Origin of the sequence: Pseudomonas sp. 31 R 17, from assembly GCF_900004915.1 — a bacterium.
In the GTDB taxonomy this organism is placed as follows: domain Bacteria; phylum Pseudomonadota; class Gammaproteobacteria; order Pseudomonadales; family Pseudomonadaceae; genus Aquipseudomonas; species Aquipseudomonas orientalis_A.
Map to the genome: position 1 here is coordinate 825921 of NZ_CVTN01000065.1, position 23378 is coordinate 849298.

Genomic DNA, 23378 nt, shown 5'->3' on the forward strand with positions numbered 1-23378 from the left:
GACATGAGTGGCAACTTCCTCGCCCTGGCGCAGCCGGGCGTGCAACAACTCTCGCCTTACGTTCCGGGCAAGCCTGTGGACGAGTTGGCGCGTGAGTTGAATCTGGACCCATCCAGAATCGTCAAGCTGGCGAGTAACGAAAACCCGCTGGGCCCGAGCCCCAAAGTGTTGGCGGCGATTCGGGAAGAGTTGGCGGAGCTGACCCGTTATCCCGACGGCAACGGCTTTGCCCTCAAGTCGTTGCTGGCGCAAAAGTGTCGGGTCGAGCTGAACCAGGTGACCCTGGGCAACGGCTCCAACGACATCCTCGAGCTGGTCGGCCGGGCCTACCTGGCACCGGGCCTGAACGCGGTGTTCAGTGAGCATGCATTTGCGGTCTACCCGATCGTCACCCAGGCCGTAGGCGCCGATGCGCGGGTGATTCCGGCAAAGGACTGGGGCCACGATCTGCCGGCAATGCTGGCCGCAATCGATGCGCAAACCCGCGTAGTGTTTATCGCCAACCCGAATAACCCGACGGGCACCTGGTTCGATCAGCAGGCCTTGAACGAATTCCTGCAGGACGTGCCCGCGCACGTCCTCGTGGTGCTGGACGAGGCTTATATCGAGTACGCCGAAGGCAGCGACCTGCCGGATGGCCTGGCCTTCCTGGCGGCCTATCCGAACCTGCTGGTGTCGCGCACCTTCTCCAAGGCCTACGGCCTGGCGTCGCTGCGGGTTGGCTATGGCTTGTCCAGCGCGGTAGTCGCCGATGTGCTGAACCGTGTGCGCCAACCGTTCAACGTCAACAGCCTGGCCCTGGCGGCGGCCTGCGCGGCGTTGAACGATGCCGATTACCTCGAGGAAAGCCGTCGCCTCAACGAGCGCGGCATGCAGCAATTGCAGGACGGTTTTCGCGAGTTGGGCCTGGGCTGGATTGCGTCCAGGGGCAACTTTATCTGCGTCGACCTCGGCCAGGTAGCCGCCCCGGTCTTCCAGGGTTTGCTGCGCGAAGGCGTGATCGTGCGCCCGGTGGCCAATTACGGCATGCCCAATCACCTGCGCGTCACCATCGGTTTGCCGGCTGAGAACAGTCGCTTCCTGGAGGCGTTGGCCAAGGTTCTGGCCCGTGGTTGATTTCACTGCACTGCAACCTGCTGTGCCTAAGATTGGTCGCCTGGTGGTGGTCGGTCTTGGGTTGATCGGTGGATCCTTCGCCAAGGGCCTGCGCGAGAGCGGCCTGTGCGGCGAAGTGGTTGGCGTGGACCTGGACCCGCAATCGCGCAAGCTGGCGGTGGAGCTGGGGGTGGTGGATCGCTGCGAGGCGGACCTGGCCATCGCGTGCCAGGGCGCCGACGTGATCCAACTGGCCGTGCCGATCCTGGCCATGGAAAAGCTGTTGGCGTTTTTGGCCGGCCTGGATTTGGGCGGCGCGATCCTCACGGATGTCGGCAGCGCCAAGGGCAACGTGGTGCGCGCGGCGCAACTGGCGTTTGGTGAAATGCCGCCGCGTTTCGTGCCCGGCCATCCGATTGCCGGCTCCGAGCAGAGTGGGGTGGAAGCGTCCAACGCCCAGCTGTTTCGCCGGCACAAAGTGATCCTGACGCCGCTTGCGCAGACCGATCCTGCGGCCTTGGCCGTGGTGGACCGGTTGTGGCGCGAGTTGGGGGCGGATGTGGAGCATATGCAGGTCGAGCGTCACGACGAAGTGCTGGCGGCGACCAGCCATCTGCCCCATCTGTTGGCATTCGGCCTGGTGGATTCATTGGCCAAGCGCAACGAGAACCTGGAGATTTTCCGCTATGCCGCCGGCGGCTTCCGCGACTTCACGCGGATTGCCGGCAGCGACCCGGTGATGTGGCACGACATCTTCCTCGCCAATCGTGAAGCGGTGTTGCGTACCCTGGACACTTTCCGCAGCGACCTCGACGCCTTGCGCGACGCCGTGGATGCGGGCGATGGCCATCAACTCTTGGGCGTGTTCACCCGTGCGCGGGTGGCGCGTGAACACTTCAGCAAGATCCTGGCGCGGCGCGCCTATATGGAAACCGCAGTGGATGCCGACGAACTGACCTTCATCGCCCGTCCAGGTGGCCGCTTGAGCGGGCGCATTCGGGTGCCGGGTGACAAGTCGATCTCCCATCGCTCGATCATGCTGGGCTCATTGGCTGATGGCGTGACCGAAGTGGAAGGCTTCCTTGAAGGTGAGGACGCCCTGGCGACCTTGCAGGCATTTCGCGACATGGGCGTGGTGATTGAAGGGCCGCACCACGGGCGCGTGACGATTCATGGCGTAGGCTTGCATGGCTTGAAACCGGCGCCGGGGCCGATCTACCTGGGCAATTCCGGCACGTCCATGCGCCTGCTGTCCGGGTTGCTGGCGGCGCAGCGCTTCGACAGCGTGCTGACGGGCGATGCGTCGCTGTCCAGGCGCCCGATGAGCCGCGTGGCCAAGCCGTTGCGGGACATGGGTGCACTGATCGAGACCGGGCCGCAAGGGTGCCCGCCGCTGACCATACGCGGTGGCCAGGCACTCAAAGGCATCAATTATGTACTGCCGATGGCCAGTGCCCAGGTGAAATCCTGTGTGTTGCTGGCCGGACTGTATGCCGAAGGCAAAACCGCAGTGACCGAGCCTGCACCGACCCGCGACCACACCGAGCGCATGCTGCGCGGTTTTGGTTACCCGGTGACCGTGGAGGGCGCGACGGCGTCGGTCGAGTCCGGGCATACGTTGACCGCTACCCATATAGAAGTGCCGGGGGATATTTCCTCCTCGGCATTTTTCCTGGTGGCGGCCACGATTGCCGAGGGTTCCGAGTTGTTGCTCGAGCATGTCGGTATCAATCCGACCCGCACCGGGGTGATCGATATTCTGCGCCTGATGGGCGCGGACATTACCCTGGAAAACCCGCGTGAAGTGGGTGGCGAACCGGTGGCCGACTTGCGTGTACGCGCCGCTGTGCTCAAAGGCATCGAGATTCCCGAAGCGCTGGTGCCGCTGGCGATCGATGAATTTCCCGTGCTGTTCGTCGCCGCCGCCTGCGCCGAGGGGCGCACCGTGTTGCGCGGTGCCGAGGAGCTGCGGGTGAAGGAATCCGATCGCATCCAGGTCATGGCCGACGGTCTGTTGGCGCTGGGTGTGAAGTGTGAACCGACATCTGATGGGATTATCATTGATGGCGGCCCGATAGGCGGCGGCGACGTGCATGCCCATGGCGATCACCGCATCGCCATGGCATTGAGCGTGGCGTCGTTGCGAGCGGCGGCGCCGATTCGTATCCGTGACTGCGCCAACGTCGCTACATCTTTTCCGAACTTTCTTACACTGTGTGCCCATGTCGGCATGCGTGTAGCCCAAGAGGCTCAATTGTGAATATCAAAGCACCGGTGATTACCATCGATGGGCCAAGCGGCTCGGGCAAAGGCACGATCGCCGGCATTCTGGCCAAGCGTCTGGGCTGGTGCCTGCTCGATTCCGGCGCGCTGTATCGCCTGCTGGCCTTCGCTGCGCGCAACCATGGCGTCGACCTGACCAACGAAGAATCCCTGAAGCTGCTGGCGGCACACCTTGACGTCCAGTTCGTCGGCGCGACGGAAGGTCATCCCCAGCGGATCATCCTCGAAGGCGACGACGTGACCGACGACCTGCGTAACGAGCAAGTCGGTTCCTGGGCCTCCCAGGTTGCCGCGTTGCCCGCCGTGCGTGATGCATTGCTGCAGCGCCAGCGCGCGTTTCAGGAGCCGCCGGGCCTGGTCGCCGACGGCCGTGACATGGGCACGGTGGTGTTTCCAGAGGCACCGCTGAAAATTTTCCTGACCGCCAGCGCCGAGGAACGTGCTCGCCGCCGTTACTTGCAGTTGAAGGGCAAAGTCGATGGTGTTAGTCTGTCGAGTCTGCTAGATGAGATCCGTGCACGCGATGAGCGTGATACCCAGCGTGCGGTAGCCCCGCTCAAGCCGGCGGCTGACGCCATACAGCTGGATTCCACGGAGTTGTCCATCGAGCAGGTGCTGGAACGCATCATGAGCGAGATCGCCATTCGCGATATCGCCGGGTGACCAAGAAGGCTGCAGGGGACCAGTCATAGTCCTGTGGTGCTTCTTCTAATTGAAACTGACCCATACCGTCTGGGGTGTGGAGATGGGCGTATTCTTCGCCCTTATCAACAGGAATTAAAATGAGCGAAAGCTTTGCGGAACTCTTTGAAGAAAGCCTAAAAACCCTGAACCTTCAGGCAGGCTCCATCATCACCGGTGTTATCGTTGATATCGATTACCAAGCTCGCTGGGTAACCGTTCACGCTGGTCTGAAGTCTGAAGCTCTGATCCCGCTGGAACAGTTCTACAACGATGCTGGTGATCTGACAATCAATGTCGGTGACGAAGTTCACGTTGCTCTGGACTCGGTTGAAGACGGTTTCGGTGAAACCAAGCTGTCCCGTGAAAAAGCCAAGCGCGCTGAATGCTGGATTGTTCTCGAAGCAGCCTTCGCAGCTGAAGAAGTGGTCAAGGGCGTTATCAACGGTAAGGTTAAAGGCGGCTTCACTGTCGACGTTAACGGCATCCGTGCGTTCCTGCCAGGTTCTTTGGTCGACGTTCGTCCTGTGCGCGACACCACGCACCTGGAAGGCAAGGAACTCGAATTCAAGGTCATCAAGCTCGACCAGAAACGCAACAACGTTGTCGTTTCCCGTCGCAGCGTCCTGGAAGCAGAGAACTCCGCCGAGCGTGAAGCTCTGCTGGAATCCCTGCAGGAAGGCCAACAAGTCAAAGGTATCGTCAAGAACCTCACCGATTACGGCGCATTCGTCGATCTGGGTGGCGTCGATGGCCTGCTGCACATTACCGACATGGCTTGGAAGCGTATCAAGCATCCATCGGAAATCGTCAACGTTGGCGACGAGATCGATGTCAAGGTTCTGAAATACGATCGCGAACGCAACCGTGTTTCCCTGGGCCTGAAGCAACTGGGTGAAGATCCATGGGTCGCTATCAAAGCCCGTTACCCAGAAAGCACCCGCGTGACCGCGCGTGTTACCAACCTGACCGATTACGGCTGCTTCGCTGAGCTGGAAGAAGGCGTGGAAGGCCTGGTACACGTTTCCGAAATGGACTGGACCAACAAGAACATCCACCCTTCGAAAGTCGTACAAGTCGGCGACGAAGTGGAAGTTATGGTTCTGGACATCGACGAAGAGCGTCGTCGTATCTCCCTGGGCATCAAGCAGTGCAAATCTAACCCATGGGAAGATTTCTCTGGCCAGTTCAACAAGGGCGATAAGATCTCCGGCACCATCAAGTCGATCACCGATTTCGGTATCTTCATTGGTCTGGACGGCGGCATCGACGGCCTGGTTCACCTGTCCGACATCTCCTGGAACGAAGTTGGCGAAGAAGCTGTTCGTCGTTTCAAGAAGGGCGACGAGCTGGACACCGTTATCCTGTCGGTTGACCCAGAGCGCGAGCGCATCTCCCTGGGTATCAAGCAACTGGAAAGCGATCCGTTCTCCGAGTACGTACAAGAGAACGACAAAGGCGCCATCGTTAAAGGTACAGTGAAAGAAGTTGACGCCAAAGGCGCCATCATCACTCTGGCCGACGATATCGAAGCGACTCTGAAAGCCTCCGAAATCAGCCGTGACCGCGTTGAAGACGCGCGCAACGTTCTGAAAGAAGGCCAGGAAGTAGAAGCCAAGATCATCAGCGTTGACCGCAAGAGCCGCGTAATCCAACTCTCCATCAAGTCGAAAGACGAAGTGGAAGAGAAAGAAGCTATCCAGAGTCTGAAAGAAACTCCGGCAGCTGCAACTGGCGAGACCACCATGGCCTCCCTGCTGCGCGAAGCAATGGCTAAGCAGAACTAAGTTCTGTAAGGCTGTAGAAAAAGGGCGACTTCGGTCGCCCTTTTTTGTGCCTGTTGGTTCAGTCTGATGAGGCTTGAAGTTTGTAATCCAGTAGCACTTCAGTGAATAGCGCTGGCACGCTTGCTTGAAAGATAGATTTATTCGCGAACCGATTGTTCACGAAAGACGAAGTACTTGCATGTAAAAAACCCAAAAAATGCGACAACTATGATTGCAAAAATCTGAACAAGTTGATGAGGGTAAAGTAACTTGTCGACAAGTAGATACAGAAGTATAAAGTTTATGAGATACCCGGTTAAATGCATCTGTATGTATCGAATCAAGGCGCCTCGATTCTTTCGCTGGGAAAACGTCCATCTGTAATTGAACGTATAACTGGTGAGAACACCTATTATATAAATCAGCGTCATCGCCAGCTTTTCACCACTTCCGCAATACACGAGCAATAAGTAGCCCAGATAAAGCAGGGCGTTATTGGTCAGACCAACAATGCCATAGCGGATCAACTGTGAAAAAGCGGGTGAGGCAAAAAAGCTCATTTTGGCCTTCATTCTTTTTCGAGGCTTGATGTAGATCGAGATGTTTGTGTGTGTGCGCCAAATGTGTCTTCAGATAAATCGTATGTTTTTCGTCCTACAATATACAAGGGGCGATTTTTTGTCTGGTCAAAGGTTTTACCGACATATATGCCAACAATGCCCTGGATGGAAATGACAATGCCACCAATAAAGAATGTAGAAACCATGAGGCTGGTCCAGCCCTGTACAACGGCTCCGTGTAGCATTGTGGTGAAAATGAGGTATGCCCCATAGATAAATGCCAATGCCGCCATGGCGAAGCCTAGCTTTACTGCAAGCCGAAGTGGTTTGTCTGAGTAGGCAATTATTGTCTCCATTGCCAGGTTCCAGAGCTTTGAAAATGTATAGGTACTTTTCCCGTCCAAGCGTTCTGCATGCAAGACTTCGATCCCGGTGCTGGAAAAGCCTGTCCAATGAACCAGTGCGCCAAAAAATCGAAGTTGCTCACGCATCTGGCAGACGTTATCGACTACCTTTCGCGACATGATACGAAAGTTTCCGCTATCGCCATTATATTCAAAGTCAGCCAGATAGCTGAAGGTTTTGTAGAACAGCCAAGAGGTGAATCTCTTAAGAAGCGGATCACTTCGTTTGCCTCTCAAGGCCAAAACAATATCGTAACCTTCTTGCGCCTTGTCATAGAGACGAGGGATTTCCTCAGGGCGATCCTGAAGGTCGCAATCCATCACAACGACCCATTTGCCTCGGCAAGCATCCAGGCCTGCCGTGATTCCATAGTGCTGGCCAAAATTTCGACTCAACTGGATGCCACGTACTCTTGGGTCTGCCTCGGCGAGGCGCTCTATCATTTGCCATGAGCGATCACCCCCGCAGTCTTCTATCAATACGATTTCGAAATCGAATGAGATTTCCTCGAGGGCGGATTTTAGGCGCAAGTAAAGTTCGTCAAGTGAGTTTTCGGCTTTGTAAACGGGAACGATCACCGAGATATGAGGTAGCGTCAATTTTGCGGGCATAATATTTTGGTCTTGTTGGTGTGTGGGGTAGGCAAGCGGTTACCAAAATTTCGCATTGAAAAAAAGCTCTTGCTTGTAAAAAAATATTCCAAAAAGTGCATGCAAGAAAAACAGCGTGAGGCAGAGTGAGTACTTTACTTTGTCTACGTTGCGAATCGTCAGATGTTGTCTGTTTTTAAATAAAAAGGCGACAGAGAAGAGGAATACCAGATAGAGCCCTATTTGCCCACTCCACCAGAAGTTTCCATCGTACATTCTCGACCCGCTTTCTGCGAAGAGATAGGTCAGCACCAAACCCATCAACAGGCAGCAGCAGGAAAAAACGACCGCTTTGTCTTGTATGAAAACTCTTGGGTAGAATAAAAAAGTCAGCAGCGGAAACGCTATCGATAAAATCAGCTTCGGAAATAGGAAGTCCGAATAGTGAGCCATGGTCTCGAAGGGTAGAACAACAATATGGCTTTCAGGAGTGCCGGTGCCTTGGGAGAGATCTTGGAAGAAAAACGTTTGAAAAAACTGCAGGCCTAGCAAACCGACGATGGGAAGAAAAAACGCGAGATAGATATACTTGCTCATAAGTGCTGACTTGAGTTGGCGGGTGATCAGCAGAAAAAGTACAAAGGCGGGGAGCACGATCATCAAGAAGCTTGGCTTTGAAATCCCACTGAGAAACAAGGCTAAAGCAAGTGCGAGCCCGTTGGTTAGCGTGTTGTGTTGCGGGTTGTCTACTGACTTGAGTGTATAACAGAATGCCAGGAGCGATAGAGGCTTGAGCAGCAGCATGGTAGGGCTGTGATAAATGCTTATTCCTATGTAGCCAAAGTAAAGATGCTGATCAATAGCGAAGAAAAGTTGTAAAGGCGTAATGATGAGCAGGCAGATCGAGAAAAATATAGCGGTCAACGTGGACGTATATATTTTCAAGATGTTGTAATTTAAAGCAGCAAGGAAAAATATTGAAAGTACTATGACCAGTGTTGACGACTGAGGGTAGCTGATGGCAAATGTTTTTTTGGTGAAGATGGCCAGCAGATGATATAGCGGGTGAGGCAGTATCAGTTTTTGACCATTCTCCATGTCGGCTGCCCACTTCAAATGGGTCACATAGTCGTACGCGTTTGCAGACAGAGTGCTGATAAGAGGCTCAAATAATAGAGTGCAAATTCCCAAGAGTATTGCATAAGCCACTAATTGAGTGGGGTACTTTGAATGGGGCGCGTCGGATATGGTTTTATCGTTTACCCTGCTATTTTTTTTAATTGGTTTAGCAGGTTTAAATAACGTCATTGCTGCTGCATCCCTTTGGCGTTCATTGTGAAAATTCGGACCGGATTAGCTTGAATTATACCTTCTGAGCGATGCAGGTGCGCTTTTTGCTGGCTTCTCATCGTAAGGGCTTGCTACCCGATGGCGTTAGCGGCGCTGCTGCGCTGATCTTCCGAAGGTTACGGGATGTCCGTGCATGCATAGGCGATGTCGATTCGCATGTAACGCGGCTTACGACTGTCTATCGTCATCCTGTGTGTGGTGGATTTGTCACGCACGAATCGGGATGCGCGCGCCGTCGAGACGCGGGGGCGGAGAGGGCGCTTCGAAGCGTTGTATGAATGATATAGAGACCGGGCAATGACCGACCCGGCGCTTTCTGTCAGTTCTGAAATCAAGTGAATCAAATACCTAGAACTAACGCGTACGTCTCAAGGTCACAACTGGCTATAGTCTTTAACTGTTCCACATTGCCGATTCAATAAGGGGTTGAATGAACATGTTTATTGTAGTGCTGGCAGTGCTGACGCTTACAGGCTGCTCCGCTACCAGCGCCAAGACTCATGCGATGCGGGGCGGCAGCGGTATTGAGATCGACTGCTCGGGTCTGGGAAATAAATGGGAAAAGTGCGATGCGCGTGCGATGCGTGAGTGCAAAGCGCGGGGTTACAAGGTCATCGCCCGGTCCAGTGAAGCCAAGGATGACGCCGAAGACTATCCGTTCGGTTGGAACCCGGCTGGCGCGCTTACGCGCACTATGCTGGTGATCTGTAATTGAAGATTTGGGCGTTTACGGCCGTCCTGGAGTAGACAGGCAGATAAGTTAATACATGGGCTGTTCAAAATCCTCAGGTCATGCTAAAACCTTCGAAGCGATTTTCCTAGCTGCTTGAAAAAGAAGGGAAAAATATGACGAAGTCGGAGTTGATCGAACGAATTGTCACCCATCAAGGGCTGCTCTCATCCAAGGATGTCGAGTTGGCTATCAAGACTATGCTTGAGCAAATGTCCCAGTGCCTGGCCACTGGGGATCGTATAGAAATCCGCGGCTTCGGTAGCTTTTCGCTGCATTACCGTGCACCGCGAGTAGGGCGTAACCCCAAGACTGGCCAGTCCGTCAGTCTTGACGGGAAGTTCGTTCCTCATTTCAAACCCGGTAAAGAGTTGCGCGACCGGGTAAATGAAGATGAGGAAGAGGGCATCTGATTGTTTGCCAGGAGTATGTTATGCGTCAGTTCAAGCGTATTTTCACTGTCATCATTGCTTCGATCGTTGCTCTCGCAATCGTAGGCTTTGTGCTTGAAAACCAACAGTCAGCTTCGCTTTCGTTCTTGGGGTGGTCCTCCGCCACGCTGCCTGTTTCAGTATTCGTTACGCTGGCACTGATATTCGGAATGTTACTGGGCCCAGTGCTGTTCCTCCTTTTCAAGCCAAGGCAGAGCCGAAGAAAGATGCCGGCGGCGTGACCTGGATCTGCTCCGTTCAGAGAGACAAGATGACCCGTGACGGGAGCGGTTTGCCGTTTGTCGGATCCACCTGGTCGTTTTTCACATGGAAAGCGCTGATGTACACCCTATAAATGAATATCAGAATTCAAAGCGGCAGCTTTTTTGGTAGCGACTGCGGGTCGAATCCATTTTTCGATTAATGATAATGACAGTATTTAAGGGGAGCGGTTGCGCGCTGCTAGCTCTGCGGAAATATCCTACGCGCAGGCCGGAAGCGTCTCATTGACTTGTCAAGTCTTGCAATGTAGCGAAGAGATGGCAAAATGCAACATATTCTCGAGAACAGTCATTTTGTGCGCTCAAGGCCAGGCAGCGAAGCTGGGTCTCGTTGGGCGGTTGATGGAAAAATCACGCAAGATAGTCTGCATAACGAGCCCGCAGTTTCTCATTGAAGGCAGGTTTTTGTTGTGAGTAGTAGCTTCCGCGCCCCCCCTGTGCCCTCGACTGGTGAAGTCGACCTCTTTGCGCTATCTCAAATCGTCTGGCGACAGAAAAAAACAGTCCTGATAACCACTGCAGGCGTGGCGCTGCTCGCAGCGGCGTACGCATTCCTGGCGACTCCTGAATATCAGGTGAGCAGTGTTCTAAGGCCTGCCGCAATCAATGAACTGGATGCGTTAAATCGCTCAGAAGTTTACAAGCTGCCACCGAGTGAAGCGCTTTTAAAAGTTGGGGCTTCCCTTGAGTCTTATGAAACTCGCTTGAATTTTTTCAGAGCTAATCAGCAACTCTTTAGCGAGTTTGAGCGTCCAGGACGTACCCTTGAGCAGAGCTTTGAAGAGTTCAACCGTAATTCGATCAATTTGATCGTGCCGGACTTGAAAAAAGCTGAGTCGCTGAGCGCATACATCAAGCTTGAAATGAATTATCCGCAAGGCGTTGATGGTGTAAAAATTCTGAACGACTTCGTTCAGTATGCAATTGCCAGCGAGCGTAAGCAAATAGCCGCCGATATGGATGTCATTGTAAAAAACCGGCTTAACGAAATCACCGGTAAGTTTAACGCTGCACGAGCCAGTTATGAAACCGACAAGGAAGCAAAGATAGCTTCATTACTTGAAGCCGATAATCTGAAGCGCGCACAACTGTTGGATGAATTGAAGGCCTTACGTGCCCAGTTGAAAACATTGCGTACCGATCGCATGTCGCAACTGTCTGAGGCAATCGGTATCGCCAAATCACTGGGCATTAACAAACCGACGACGCCTTCTTCGTTGGGAGACGCTGAGCGCGCAAGCTCGAACAGCGTGATGCGCACTGAAGTGAACAACCAGCAGATACCTCTTTATTTCATGGGGGTAGAGGCGCTCGAGGCAGAAAAGCGGGCACTCAATCAACGAAACTCCGATGACTTCGCTGAGGCGCGTATCGCCCAAATCGCCAAAGAGCTCCAGCTGCTTCAGACCAATCGGCAAGTTGAAGTACTCAATCGTCGCGAAAACGAAGATATTTTCCTGGCCGGGGTTGAGCCGCTGAGAGCGGAAATGGCGCGTTTGCGTAATTTGAATATCGATATGAGTCGCATAAAGTTAGTGGCTATCGACCGAGCCGCTATGGAGCCGTTGAGCGCAATAAAGCCCAAGAAGTCGCTCATTATTATAGGTGGCATTATTGCAGGTTTGGTTCTCGGTATTGCCCTCGTGTTGTTCTCCAGTGTTTTTCGCTCCAAAAGGCTTGCGTAAGGGGTGACTCCTGGAGCACACCTTGCTAGGCGGGCTAGCAAGCACCTGCAAAAATGCGGCCCTCAGTTGCGGTGGGTGATGGCTAATCGCTCTCTATCTGTAACGGGCCTGAGATTCGACTGATTTGTTTGGTCACCACAGGCGATTATGCTATTGCGCCAGGAAAAACAAGTTTAAAATTGCCTATACATTTTGAAGCGCCTGTCAGCAGCGTCCGGCTGCGGAATCGTGCGTAAGGTTGCTGACAGTATTGGCGAGGTGTGGAGAGGTTATGGCTTATCAAACAAGCAGCTGGCTCAGACAGGCTTCAAGAAGCTTGGTAAAAATGTGAAAACAGCGGCCGATCCAGCATTTATAACGCTGATAAATGGGATAGGCGATTTTTCGCGAAATACGTTGTTTTGTCATTTCAGGCAACGTTAATAAAGAATTTATGGTGAGTTCGATGAAAGTTCCATTCAATAAGCCGCCTTATACCGGTAATGAGGATCAATATGTCACTCGCGCTATGCGCAGCGCGAAGATGTCAGGGGATGGAGACTTCACGATAAGTTGCCAGCGCTGGTTCGAAGAAACTTTTTCTTGCAAAAAGGCATTATTGACGCCCTCTTGCACCCAAGCCCTTGAAATGGCGGCAATACTGGTCGATATACAGCCGGGTGATGAAGTGATCATGCCCAGCTACACATTTGTAAGTACCGCTAATGCCTTCGTGCTGCGCGGGGCAAAAATTGTATTTGTCGATATTCGTCCCGATACTATGAATATTGATGAAACATTGATTGAAGCGGCCATTACGAAAAAAACCAAGGTCATCGTGCCAGTTCATTACGCAGGCGTGGCGTGTGAAATGGACACCATCATGGACATAGCACATCGACATGAATTGTTTGTTGTCGAGGATGCGGCGCAGGGCATGATGTCCACCTATAAAGGGCGCAAGTTGGGCACTATTGGTCATCTGGCTGCTTATAGTTTTCATGAGACAAAAAACTATACCAGCGGTGGCGAGGGTGGCTTGCTACTTATCAACGACGAGCGCTTTATCGGGCGCGCTGAAATTATCCGTGAAAAGGGCACTAACCGTAGCCAGTTTTTCAGAGGGATGATCGATAAGTATACGTGGGTGGATATTGGCAGCAGTTACCTGCCTGGTGAACTTCAAGCGGCCTATCTATTCGGTCAATTGGAACGGGCGGATGCAATCAACGAGTTCCGATGCAATGTGTGGAATCGCTACAATGCTGCTTTTAAAGATCTAGTCGATGCCGAACTAATCGAAACGCCGTCAGTTCCTGAGAACTGTGTGGCTAACGCGCACATGTTTTACATCAAGGTCAAGGACATCGTCGCTCGTACAGCAGTGCTTAAGCACCTGAACGCCTCCGGCGTGGGAGGGGTTTTTCATTATGTGCCTCTGCACAGCGCACCGGCGGGTATTCTGTTGGGACGTTTTAATGGTGAAGATCGTTTTACCACTAAGGAAAGTGAGCGCCTCCTTCGCCTGCCGATCTGGTACGGGATGTCAGACGTTGAAATTCAGCACGTCATTGATTCTGTTATAGGTGCAGTTAATGCCGCCGGTCGGTAAATTAAACGAGAAAAGGGCGGGACTGCTGGCGGGCGCTTTTTTTACGAGCGCCGCTCAAGCATCAAAAATCCTGGTAGGTTTCTGCGTTCTTAAGCTGATTGCCTTGTATTTGGGTGCAGATGGCCTAGGGAAATTAGGGCACTTTATGAGCCTGGTCTCCATCGCGGTCTTGTTGGCGGGGGGGGGATTAGGGCACGGTGTCATCAAATATGTAGCCGAGTTCAAGGACAGCAAGTTCAAACTGAACAGGCTGTTTTCTACCTCGGTATTCTATGCCCTGGGGGCCTCCATACTTGTCTTGGTGGCCTTGTTTTCATTTGCCGAGAAGATATCGGTCCTGGTGTTTGGAGAGGCTCGCTTCTACTGGGTGATCCTGTGCCTTGCAATCGCGCAGGTTGCATTCGCGTTCAATATTCTATTTTCCGGTTTCTTCAATGGGCTCGGTAAACTAAATGTGAATGCGCTGGTGCAGGTTGTTTCAAACATCCTGGCACTTCCATTGATATGGTTTTTGATTTCAAGCTATAAAATGCCAGGTGCGGCGATTGCAATGCTTGCGATTTTTGTCATGCCGATCACTGTGTCTTTATTTTTTGTCAAGGGCATGCCGCTGCTCAGAATGCTCAAGTGGCGAAAGTTTGATGTTGAAATAGGAAAAGGGTTTACCAGATTCGGGTTGATGCTGCTGGTGAGTGCGGTCATGTTTCCCGTTGTGGAAATTGTTATCAGGGAATCGCTGATCACGGACGTGGGCTACAGAGAGGCAGGGATATGGCAAGGAAGTATAAAGCTCTCAAGTGCTTATATTGGCTTTTTTAGCGTCTTCTTGGCGTCCTACTACATGCCCCTTATATCGGCGACGCGAGAAAAGAAGGCGATAACACGTCAAGTTATAAAGTTTATGTCGCTGGTAATGGGCGGCTTTCTTATCGGTGGGAGTGTGCTTTATTTTGGTCGGCATTTCTTCATCCCGCTGCTGCTGTCCTCCGAGTTTCATGAGTTGGAAAGTTATATAATTTTTCAATTGGTGGGCGATTTTTTCAAGGTTTCAGCATACGTGATCGGTTTCGTGGCAGTGGCCAAGGCAGCGACCAAGTTATATATATTGTCTGAAGTTGTTCAGGCGCTGCTTTTTGTTGGACTCACATTTTCGCTTGGAAAAAATATCGGCGGTATTTATGGCGTAATGTACGCCTACATGATGGCTTACATCATATTTTTTGTCGTTTCTATCATCGGCTTTGCCTGCTGGGCGCGAAGATAATGGAATTTGAATTTACTCTCCCGTTGTACTTGGCCTATGGCTTTTTAGTGCTCGTGGCGGCATTTGATACGTTAAGTGATAGAAAACTACCAGCGATAGTAATTTCTGTGCTGATGGCCATTCCGCTTGTTTTTTTGGCTACGTTCAGAGCAGTTGGGGTTGGCAGCGATGATGCCGCGTATCTTGAGATGCTCTATCAGATACCGTCGGTATTGGATTGCCAGAACGTATATTGCGATTATAGCTACGGGACGTTTAATGTCGAATTCGGCTTTTTTATGTTCCTGTCAGTATTGGCGGCACTCGGCAAAAACTCAGCTGTACTATTCGGTTTCAGCTCGTTAATTGCGGTTACGTTAAACGTTCGCAGTATCAGGTATTTTTCTCCTTATTTTGCGCTGGCAGTGCTGGTTTACTTCACGCATTTTTATCTGGCAAAGGAACTCAATGCAATACGGCTGGGTCTGGCATCTGGTTTGCTATTCCTGGCAGCAACTTATCTGGATCAACGAAAGTACAAAGTGATGACGATGCTGATCGTTGTCGCGACGTTAGTTCATGTGTCGTCGGTGCTTTTCATTGTGCCAGTGGGGCTGTATTTTTTTCGGCCGAAACGCAGTTTATATCTTTTAGTCAGTGCTGTTCTGCTGGCGATCGCTGCGGCCATTGACCTTAAAGCTGTGCTGCGTCAGATGGCACTCTTCGGTTTTGTAGGCGATAAAATCGAACTGTACCTCAATGCCGATATGTACAGCTACTCATTGCCGCTTTTTGACATGGTGAACATTAAGAACTTGCTGGTTGTCATCGCAGGCCTTGTATTTTGGAAAAAGTTGGAAAATCGATATCAGAGTTTCAATCTGATTTTCTGTGTTTTTTATTGTGCGGCCTTTTTACGTATTGTGTTGGGCGATTTCGCAATCCTCGCCGGTCGGGGCTACGCAAGTATTTCGATGTTTGAGTACGTGCTGATCCCCATGATCGCTGTGCAGGTGTGCGGCAAAAAAATAGGCTTTTTGCTAGTGGCGGCTTACACCTTTGCTACTTTGTACCTGAACCTCAATAGCAATTCAGGGTGGTCAGGTGGGTCCCAAGTGTTCTTCGATTTCTTATAGATTATGGTTGAGGGTGTATGAAAAGTATATTGTTTGTAATGGGAGGGCTCGCTATGGGCGGGGTTGAGACGTACGTGGTCAGATTGGCCAAGTATCTCAAGCTGTCCGGGCACTCCATTAGCGTGACTTTACTGTCCGATAAGTATGATAAGGGCCTGTTCGCCGAACTTTCCCAACACGCGACAATTAATATTGTAGAGCATGTTCCGTTTTTGTCTGCGTCCAGTTGGATCAACGCGTTGATGCCGGCAAAAACAGATACAACTGTTTACGATATTGTTCATGCGGTAGATCTGCTGACGTTGGCGTATGTTTATTTAAACAAAGATCAGTTGAATTTTAAATCGGTCAGTGTCGGCATTTATCACTCCAGGGAGATAAGTTGGTGGCGCGGTCGTAATATCTATTTCAGGAAAAAAATGCTGGAGTTGTATGATCGCAACGTCCACCTCACATTATTTCCTAACGAAAGAACGGCTGAAATGGCTGCGGAATTCAGTGGTTCCGATGTGTCGAGCCTGGATATTCTACCGTTGGGTATTTCTTTTGAAAGCTACAGTGCTCGCCAGCCGCTCCAATCATCCTTGCGTATAGTTTCCGTTGGTCGTTTGGTTGACTTCAAGATCTACAATCGCCATGTCATCTCGCAGCTGGCTGAGCTTCGCAAACTCGCCGATTTTGAGTACTTCATATATGGCGATGGCCCTGAGCGCAGCGCGCTGGTTGCCTTGGCTCGGTCGCACGGCGTTGAGGCCCACGTGCATTTTTGTGGTGAGGTAGATTACGCCGAACTGCCTTCTATCCTGGATGGGGCATTTTGCTTTGTAGGGTCGGGGACGACGATCATCGAAGCCTCGGCGGCTGGTATTCCCTCTGTCGTCGGCATTGAGTCGATTGAGAAACCGCTCACGTGTGGTCTGTTTTCGGACGTTGTGGGATATTCCTATAACGAAGAGTCCGCGACCACCAACCGCGTAGGGATTTTTGATACCATTGCAGCGCTGCACGCGATGAGCCCTTCCGAGTACATGCAGGTTTCCGAGCGTCACCGTACGAAGGCCAAGCTTTTTGACATACTGGAAACCTCTGCTCAGTTTGTAGAGAAATCCAATCGCGCCCCTCGTTTCGATATTAAAATTAACCGGTGGGTTGCGATGGTTTCATTCATTAAATCTGTGATTTTTTTGGGGCCTAAAGCGCTCAAATCCAGATTCGATAGTGTGAACTGACATGTCTCTAACTATAGCAATCGTTACTCAGTATTTTTATCCTGAGAGCTTTATCATCAATGATATTGTTGAAGAGCTGGCGTCGCTTGGCCATACCGTAGAAGTATTTACGGGACAACCTAATTATCCGGACGGTAATACCTACGAAGGCTATGAGAGCGATTCGTGCAGCGAGCACCTTTATAAAGACTCGATAAAGGTCCATCGTGCACCGTTAAGGCCACGTCGTGCAGGCGGTGCCAAGAATCTGGTCCTTAACTACCTGTCATTTGTAGTTAATGGCATCAAGCATTTTCCAAAGCAAAATGCGGGAAAAAAATTCGACGCTATCATTGTGTTCGCCGTGTCTCCCATCACTGCTGCGATCCCCGCAATCGTATTGAAACGCTCTACGAATGCGCACCTGATGATCTGGGTGCAGGATTTGTGGCCCGAAACGCTGAAAGCAACCGGGTTTATAAAGAACCACTGGGCGCTGAAGGCGGTGGGTGTGCTGGTTCGGTTCATATATGCCAAGGCAGATACCGTATTGGTACAGTCTGAAGCATTTATATCGTCTGCCGAAAAGTATGTGGACAGAAGCAAGCTTGTTTATTATCCCAACTCCTATCGGCTGTCACCCGCGCCGCCAGCAGGCGCCGTCAGTGTTTTACCTGATGAAATCAATCAGCTGTTAACCTCCAATTTTTGCATCGTGTTTGCTGGTAATCTCGGATTTGCGCAATCTTTGGAAACTATCGTCGATGCGGCGAAAGCCCTGACTCACCTTGGTTGCAAGATCGTGGTGGTTGGCAGTGGTAGCCGTCTTGAATGGATGAATGAGCAAAAGCGTCTGCATGCGCTGCACAACCTGGAGTTGGTGGGGCGTTTGCCATCTGAATCAATGCCGGAATTATTCTCCAAGAGTGAAGTCCTGTTGGTGACGCTCAAAAAGGACGAAATATTCACCCTGACCATTCCCAGCAAAGTCCAGGCCTATATGGCAGCAGGCAAGCCCATCTTGGCCGCCCTTGACGGCGAGGGTGCGAGAGTCGTGCAGTTGGCGGGCGCCGGCCTTTGCTCTCCCGCAGGTGACGCGGCTGCGCTGGCGAGTAACATCGAAGAAATTTATCGCAGCGAGCCCGAAAAAAGAAGCGCCTACGGGGCCGCAGGGTATCGCTTTTTCTGTGATAATTACGAAATGAAAAGCCAATGCCACCGGTTGGTCGAAATTATTCAAGATCGAATTAAAAATACCTAGAGATCCAATATGAAAATTTTAGTGCTGGGTGTGACAGGGATGCTCGGAAGTGCTGTTTTCAAGTACATCGCCAGCCATACCTCACATAGTGTGTTTGGCACCATGCGTGGTAGAGGGGGGCGTAAGTACTTCGACGAGAAGTACGCAGAAAACTTCTATTCCGATGTTGATGTCCTGGACTACGAAGCCTTGGTCGGTGTCTTCGAGCAGGCACGTCCGGATGTCGTTATCAACTGCGTGGGCTTGATCAAGCAGTTAGCCCAGGCCAAGGACCCGCTGTCGACGTTGCCGCTCAACTCGATGCTGCCGCATCGCCTGTCGAAGTTGTGCGCGCTTATTGGTGCCCGGCTTGTCCATGTCAGTACCGACTGCGTCTTTACAGGCGAGAAGGGAATGTATTTGGAGTCTGATATTTCAGACGCGGTCGACTTGTACGGAAAGTCCAAGTTTATTGGTGAAGTTCAAGACCAACCTCACGCCATCACCTTGCGCACCTCAATCATCGGCCATGAGCTGGCAAGCAGTGCTTCGCTGGTTGACTGGTTCCTTTCCCAGGAAGGTGCCGTAAAAGGTTTTACGAAAGCCATATTTTCGGGTGTGCCGACCTCAGAACTCGCTCGCATCATTACCGATTTCGTGATTCCCAATCCGCAGCTGTTCGGTCTCTATCATGTTTCCGCTGAGCCTATCGATAAATTCACGTTGCTGAATGAAATCGCGAAGATTTATGAAAAGAAAATCGACATTGTGCCGGATGACCATCTAGCTATTGATCGGTCTCTGGACTCTACGCGATTCCGCCAGGCTGTGGGCTACGTTCCGCCTGCTTGGCCAGACCTTATTCAATTTATGCGCGCTCAGCGATAATTAGGAGATTTTACAGATGTTCGATAATAAAGTTTTGATGATTACCGGCGGTACCGGTTCGTTTGGTAACACCGTGCTGAAGCGATTTCTCGATACCGATGTTAAAGAAATCCGTGTGTTCAGCCGTGACGAAAAGAAACAGGAAGACATGCGCATTGCGCTGGGTAACGACAAGGTAAAGTTTTACATCGGCGATGTGCGTGACTATGCCAGCATTTCCCAGGCGATGGTCGGGGTCAATTACATCTTTCACGCCGCTGCGCTCAAGCAGGTTCCCTCTTGCGAGTTCTATCCGATGGAAGCGGTCAAAACCAACGTGATGGGCACGGAAAACGTGCTGAACGCGGCGATCGCCAACAATGTAGAACGCGTAGTGGTTCTAAGCACGGATAAAGCCGTCTACCCAATCAATGCGATGGGTATTTCCAAAGCCATGGCGGAAAAGCTGGTCGTTGCCAAGTCCCGGATGATCCCGCAAAACGGTCCTGTCATTTGTTCCACGCGCTACGGCAACGTTATGGCTTCCCGAGGTTCGGTGATCCCCCTGTTCATCAATCAGTTGAAGCAGGGCGGCGAACTGACGGTAACTGACCCCAACATGACCCGTTTCCTCATGTCCCTGGAAGATTCGGTTGATTTGGTTTTGCATGCTTTTGAATATGCCGAACAAGGCGATATTTTCGTACAAAAGGCGCCTGCATCGACCGTCGAAGATTTGGCTCAAGCGCTCAAAGAGCTGTTCAAGTGCATGAATTCGATCAAGGTGATCGGCACGCGTCACGGCGAGAAGCTTTACGAGTCGTTGATTTCTCGCGAAGAAATGGCCAAGGCAGAAGACATGGGCCGTTATTACCGGATCCCTGCGGACAATCGCGACCTGAACTATGAGAAATATTTCGTAGAGGGTGAAACGCATATTTCGGAGTTGGACGACTACACATCACACAATACTGAACGCCTGGACGTTGAGGGTGTTAAAGCGCTGCTGATGAAGTTGGAGTTTGTTCGGGAGCAACTCAATGCTTAAAGTCATGACCCTGGTGGGCACTCGGCCGGAACTCATCAAAATGAGCCGCGTGATCGCAGAACTGGACAAACAGACCCACCATATTTTGGTGCATTCCGGTCAGAACTACGATTATGAGCTTAACCAGGTATTTTTTGATGACCTGGATATTCGCAAGCCCGACCATTTCCTGGGTGCTGTAGGTGATACTGCGGCCCAGACGATCGCTCAGGTTATCGCTAAATCGGATGAGTTGTTCGAGTCGGAAAAGCCGGATGCACTCCTGCTCTACGGGGATACCAATACCTGTCTGGCTGTCATTTCTGCCAAGCGCAGAAAAATCCCGGTTTTCCATATGGAAGCGGGTAACCGTTGCTTCGACCAGCGCGTGCCCGAGGAGCTGAATCGCAAGGTTCTCGACCACCTCAGCGATATAAATATGGTGCTGACCGAACACGCCCGTCGCTATCTGCTGGATGAGGGCGTGCGCCCGGAAACGATCATCAAGACCGGGTCGCACATGGCAGAAGTCCTCGACTTCTACATGCCCAAGATCCAAGCCTCCGATGTACTGGCTCGCGAAGGGCTGACCTCCGGTGGCTTCTTTATTGTCAGCACGCATCGTGAAGAGAACGTAGATACCCCGGATAATCTTCGGGATCTGATTGGTTCGCTGAAGGCACTGGCCGACGAGTACAAGCTGCCTATTATTGTTTCCACACACCCAAGGACGCGTAAGCGCCTTGAAGCATTGGGTGAGTCGCTTGACCATCCACTGATTCGCTTCGTTAAGCCGTTCGGTCTGCTCGACTACATCAAGTTGCAGATGGAAGCGTTTTGCATTCTGTCCGACAGCGGCACCATCACTGAAGAAGCGTCTTTGCTGAACCTGCCGGCGGTGACGATTCGCAACGCTCACGAGCGGCCAGAAGGCATGGATGAAGGCACGCTTATCATGTGTGGCCTGACGACTGATCGCGTGCTGAACGCTGTCAGGGTCGTGACCAGCCAGCATGTACGTGGCGAACGAGTGATGTCGGTGGTAGGCGATTATTTGGGGGGCGCCGTCTCCAAAAAAGTCGTGCGCATTGTGCACAGCTATACCGATTATATTAATCGCACCGTTTGGTCTAAATCCTAAACAAGGAGTTTGGTGTGCGCATATTTGTGACTGGGGCATCTGGATTTGTTGGTAGCCGGTTGGTCCAAGTGTTATCCGCTCGTACAGATGTTCAGGTCACGGTTGCCGTCAGAGACCCCGGTTTTTCCTGTCCTGGCGCCGATCAAGTGGTTCAATTCGACGACCTGTCGAGCGCTGATTTTTCGGGCGTTCTGACCGGGGTTGAAGCGGTTGTTCATTGCGCGGCCCGCGTTCATGTGATGAACGATGCCGAGGCCGATCCGCTTGAAGCCTTTCGCCGCGTCAATGTCCAGGGCACCCTGGCCCTGGCGCATCAGGCGGCGCAGGCTGGTGTGCGACGCTTTGTGTTCCTCAGTTCAATCAAGGTCAACGGTGAAGGCACGGTCTTGGGCGCGCCTTATACCGCCGATCAGCCGCCGGCACCGTCGGACCCTTACGGCATATCGAAGATGGAGGCCGAACAGGGTCTCCTGGAGATGGCTGCAACGACAGGGATGGAAGTGGTGATCATCCGTCCGGTGCTGGTTTATGGCCCGGGTGTAAAAGCCAACTTCCTGAGCATGATGCGTTGGCTGCACAAAGGTGTGCCATTGCCTTTCGGCGCCATTCATAACGCGCGCAGTCTGGTCGCGCTGGATAACCTGGTTGATCTTTCGATTACCTGCATCACTCATCCAGCCGCCGCCAACCAGGTATTCATGGTCAGTGATGGCGAGGATCTTTCAACCACTGTTTTATTACGCAAAATGGCGTCCGCGCTGGGCAAACCCGCGCGTCTTCTTCCCGTTCCGGCCTCGTTGCTGAGTGCGGCCGCAATTACCCTGGGCAAACGCAGTCTGTCCCAACGGTTGTGCGGTTCCTTGCAGGTCGATATTGGGAAGACGCGTGCCCTTTTAGGCTGGACGCCTCCGCTGTCGGTTGACGAGGCGCTCAAGGTCACGGCGTCTGCTTATATGGAAAGTCAAAACACATGAGTTATTGGTGGATCGTTCCGGTTGTTGCGTTTGTCTCGTTTGTCATGACCGCTGTGCTTAGGCGCTACGCGTTATCTCGAAGCATCATTGATATACCGAACGCACGGAGTTCACATTCTGTTCCTACGCCAAGGGGCGGCGGGGTAGCCATTGTATTGGCCTTTCTTGCGGTACTCCCGCTGGTCGGGTGGCTGGACCTGGTCCCGTGGCCTTCGCTCGTCGCAGCAGGCGGCGCCGGCATGGTAATAGCCGTCCTGGGCTTTATGGATGACCATGGGCACATTGCAGCTCGCTGGCGTTTGGCAGGGCATTTTGCAGCGGCGGCATGGGCGTTGTTCTGGATCAACGGACTTGCGCCGCTGAACATATTCGGATGGGCCCTGGATCTGGGGCTTGTGGGTACTGTGCTGGCGGCTGTCTATATCGTCTGGATGCTCAATCTCTACAATTTCATGGATGGAATTGACGGTATCGCCAGCGTGGAAGCGATTTGCGCCTGCCTGGGCGCCTGTTTGCTTTACGTATTGGGCGGTCACCCGCAGATGATCTGGCTGCCTTTATTGCTGGCGGCGGCAGTGGGGGCATTTCTGGTTTGGAATTTTCCGCCGGCCAAGATTTTCATGGGGGATGCCGGTAGCGGTTTCCTGGGGATTACCCTGGCGTTCTTCTCACTGCAGGCAGCCTGGGTCAAATCGGATTTTTTCTGGGCATGGTTGATTTTGCTCGGCGTCTTCGTCGTCGACGCGACCTGCACGCTTGTTCGTCGATTGGTAAGGGGTGATAAGGTTTACGAAGCGCATCGCAGTCATGCTTATCAATTTGCCTCGCGCAAATATGGCAAGCACTTGCCAGTGACCATGGCCGTTGCTGCCATCAACGTTTTTTGGCTTTTGCCTATTGCGGCGGGTGTAGTCTTGAGCGGATGGGATGGTACGTGGGCGTTGGTTGTTGCCTACTTGCCGTTGGTCGCGCTGGCGATAAAGTTTCATGCCGGCGAGCTCGAGATGATGGTCGCGCAGAAGTAAAGGTTATCGTAGTCGGTCGGCGAGTCCTGAAAAGCCCGTGGATGGCTTTGCAGTATTAGGCATTGGAAT

The 23378-nt window shown here is 52.2% G+C and carries 21 protein-coding genes; 18 read left to right on the forward strand and 3 right to left on the reverse strand.

Annotated features, from left to right (window positions below; translation table 11 throughout):
* The first annotated feature begins 3 nt into the window (after positions 1–3).
* From hisC to rpsA, 4 genes are all read left to right on the forward strand, one after another.
* The gene (gene hisC / locus BFP89_RS15990) at positions 4–1116 is read left to right on the forward strand and encodes a histidinol-phosphate transaminase (RefSeq protein ID WP_065886410.1); all 1113 of its coding nucleotides are present in this window, start codon (positions 4–6) and stop codon (positions 1114–1116) included.
* The gene (locus tag BFP89_RS15995; protein ID WP_065886411.1) at positions 1109–3355 is read left to right on the forward strand and encodes a bifunctional prephenate dehydrogenase/3-phosphoshikimate 1-carboxyvinyltransferase; all 2247 of its coding nucleotides are present in this window, start codon (positions 1109–1111) and stop codon (positions 3353–3355) included. The genes hisC and BFP89_RS15995 overlap by 8 nt, the downstream gene beginning before the upstream one ends.
* Positions 3352–4041, forward strand: a complete 690-nt coding sequence (cmk, locus tag BFP89_RS16000; protein WP_012722932.1) for a (d)CMP kinase — start codon at positions 3352–3354, stop codon at positions 4039–4041. Before BFP89_RS15995 ends, cmk begins: the two co-directional genes overlap by 4 nt.
* Positions 4042–4160: 119 nt before the next feature.
* Positions 4161–5846 (forward strand): 30S ribosomal protein S1, encoded by a 1686-nt coding sequence (gene rpsA / locus BFP89_RS16005; protein ID WP_065886412.1) that lies wholly within the window; start codon positions 4161–4163, stop codon positions 5844–5846.
* Between the two features lie 137 nt (positions 5847–5983).
* Here the strand turns inward: rpsA and BFP89_RS29740 are convergent, their stop codons facing one another.
* Genes BFP89_RS29740 through BFP89_RS16020 form a run of 3 tightly spaced genes read right to left on the reverse strand, consistent with a single transcriptional unit; the run spans position 5984 to position 8688 of the window.
* Entirely contained in the window at positions 5984–6397 is a 414-nt protein-coding gene (locus tag BFP89_RS29740) for a GtrA family protein (protein WP_083208075.1), read from the reverse strand.
* Positions 6394–7401: a glycosyltransferase family 2 protein gene (locus tag BFP89_RS16015; protein ID WP_083208076.1), complete on the reverse strand. Its 1008-nt coding sequence runs from the start codon at positions 7399–7401 to the stop codon at positions 6394–6396. Before BFP89_RS16015 ends, BFP89_RS29740 begins: the two co-directional genes overlap by 4 nt.
* Before the next feature lie 39 nt (positions 7402–7440).
* Entirely contained in the window at positions 7441–8688 is a 1248-nt protein-coding gene (locus tag BFP89_RS16020) for a hypothetical protein (RefSeq protein ID WP_065886414.1), read from the reverse strand.
* A 472-nt stretch (positions 8689–9160) separates the two neighbouring features.
* Here BFP89_RS16020 and BFP89_RS16025 point away from each other — a divergent pair, with 472 nt between their 5' ends.
* The 14 genes from BFP89_RS16025 to BFP89_RS16090 all read left to right on the forward strand — a co-directional run bounded on the left by BFP89_RS16025 (position 9161) and on the right by BFP89_RS16090 (position 23309).
* A complete protein-coding gene (locus BFP89_RS16025) occupies positions 9161–9445 on the forward strand; it encodes a hypothetical protein (RefSeq protein WP_065886415.1) in 285 nt (94 codons plus the stop codon).
* Positions 9446–9576: 131 nt separating this feature from the next.
* Positions 9577–9873: an integration host factor subunit beta gene (ihfB, locus tag BFP89_RS16030; protein WP_065886416.1), complete on the forward strand. Its 297-nt coding sequence runs from the start codon at positions 9577–9579 to the stop codon at positions 9871–9873.
* Positions 9874–9893: 20 nt separating this feature from the next.
* A complete protein-coding gene (locus BFP89_RS16035) occupies positions 9894–10133 on the forward strand; it encodes a lipopolysaccharide assembly protein LapA domain-containing protein (protein WP_065886417.1) in 240 nt (79 codons plus the stop codon).
* Positions 10134–10582: 449 nt separating this feature from the next.
* Entirely contained in the window at positions 10583–11857 is a 1275-nt protein-coding gene (locus BFP89_RS16040; RefSeq protein WP_065886418.1) for a Wzz/FepE/Etk N-terminal domain-containing protein, read from the forward strand.
* Between the two features lie 445 nt (positions 11858–12302).
* Positions 12303–13448, forward strand: a complete 1146-nt coding sequence (gene rffA, locus BFP89_RS16045; protein WP_065886463.1) for a dTDP-4-amino-4,6-dideoxygalactose transaminase — start codon at positions 12303–12305, stop codon at positions 13446–13448.
* Positions 13432–14712, forward strand: coding sequence for an O-antigen translocase (locus BFP89_RS16050; protein ID WP_065886419.1), 1281 nt, complete (start codon positions 13432–13434; stop codon positions 14710–14712). Before rffA ends, BFP89_RS16050 begins: the two co-directional genes overlap by 17 nt.
* Positions 14712–15827 (forward strand): EpsG family protein, encoded by a 1116-nt coding sequence (locus BFP89_RS16055; RefSeq protein ID WP_065886420.1) that lies wholly within the window; start codon positions 14712–14714, stop codon positions 15825–15827. The genes BFP89_RS16050 and BFP89_RS16055 overlap by 1 nt, the downstream gene beginning before the upstream one ends.
* 17 nt (positions 15828–15844) lie before the next feature.
* The gene (locus BFP89_RS16060; protein ID WP_065886421.1) at positions 15845–17056 is read left to right on the forward strand and encodes a glycosyltransferase family 4 protein; all 1212 of its coding nucleotides are present in this window, start codon (positions 15845–15847) and stop codon (positions 17054–17056) included.
* Between the two features lies 1 nt (position 17057).
* Positions 17058–18296 (forward strand): glycosyltransferase family 4 protein, encoded by a 1239-nt coding sequence (locus BFP89_RS16065; protein ID WP_065886422.1) that lies wholly within the window; start codon positions 17058–17060, stop codon positions 18294–18296.
* 9 nt (positions 18297–18305) lie between these two features.
* Positions 18306–19163 carry a dTDP-4-dehydrorhamnose reductase family protein gene (locus tag BFP89_RS16070; protein ID WP_065886423.1) on the forward strand — a complete coding sequence of 286 codons (858 nt, stop codon included), beginning with the start codon at positions 18306–18308 and terminating at the stop codon, positions 19161–19163.
* Positions 19164–19179: 16 nt separating this feature from the next.
* Positions 19180–20190, forward strand: coding sequence for a polysaccharide biosynthesis protein (locus BFP89_RS16075; protein ID WP_065886424.1), 1011 nt, complete (start codon positions 19180–19182; stop codon positions 20188–20190).
* Positions 20183–21310 carry a non-hydrolyzing UDP-N-acetylglucosamine 2-epimerase gene (wecB, locus tag BFP89_RS16080; RefSeq protein ID WP_057722891.1) on the forward strand — a complete coding sequence of 376 codons (1128 nt, stop codon included), beginning with the start codon at positions 20183–20185 and terminating at the stop codon, positions 21308–21310. Before BFP89_RS16075 ends, wecB begins: the two co-directional genes overlap by 8 nt.
* A 14-nt stretch (positions 21311–21324) precedes the next feature.
* Positions 21325–22284 (forward strand): UDP-glucose 4-epimerase family protein, encoded by a 960-nt coding sequence (locus BFP89_RS16085; RefSeq protein WP_083208077.1) that lies wholly within the window; start codon positions 21325–21327, stop codon positions 22282–22284.
* Positions 22281–23309, forward strand: a complete 1029-nt coding sequence (locus BFP89_RS16090; protein ID WP_065886426.1) for an MraY family glycosyltransferase — start codon at positions 22281–22283, stop codon at positions 23307–23309. Before BFP89_RS16085 ends, BFP89_RS16090 begins: the two co-directional genes overlap by 4 nt.
* Positions 23310–23378 lie beyond the last annotated feature (69 nt).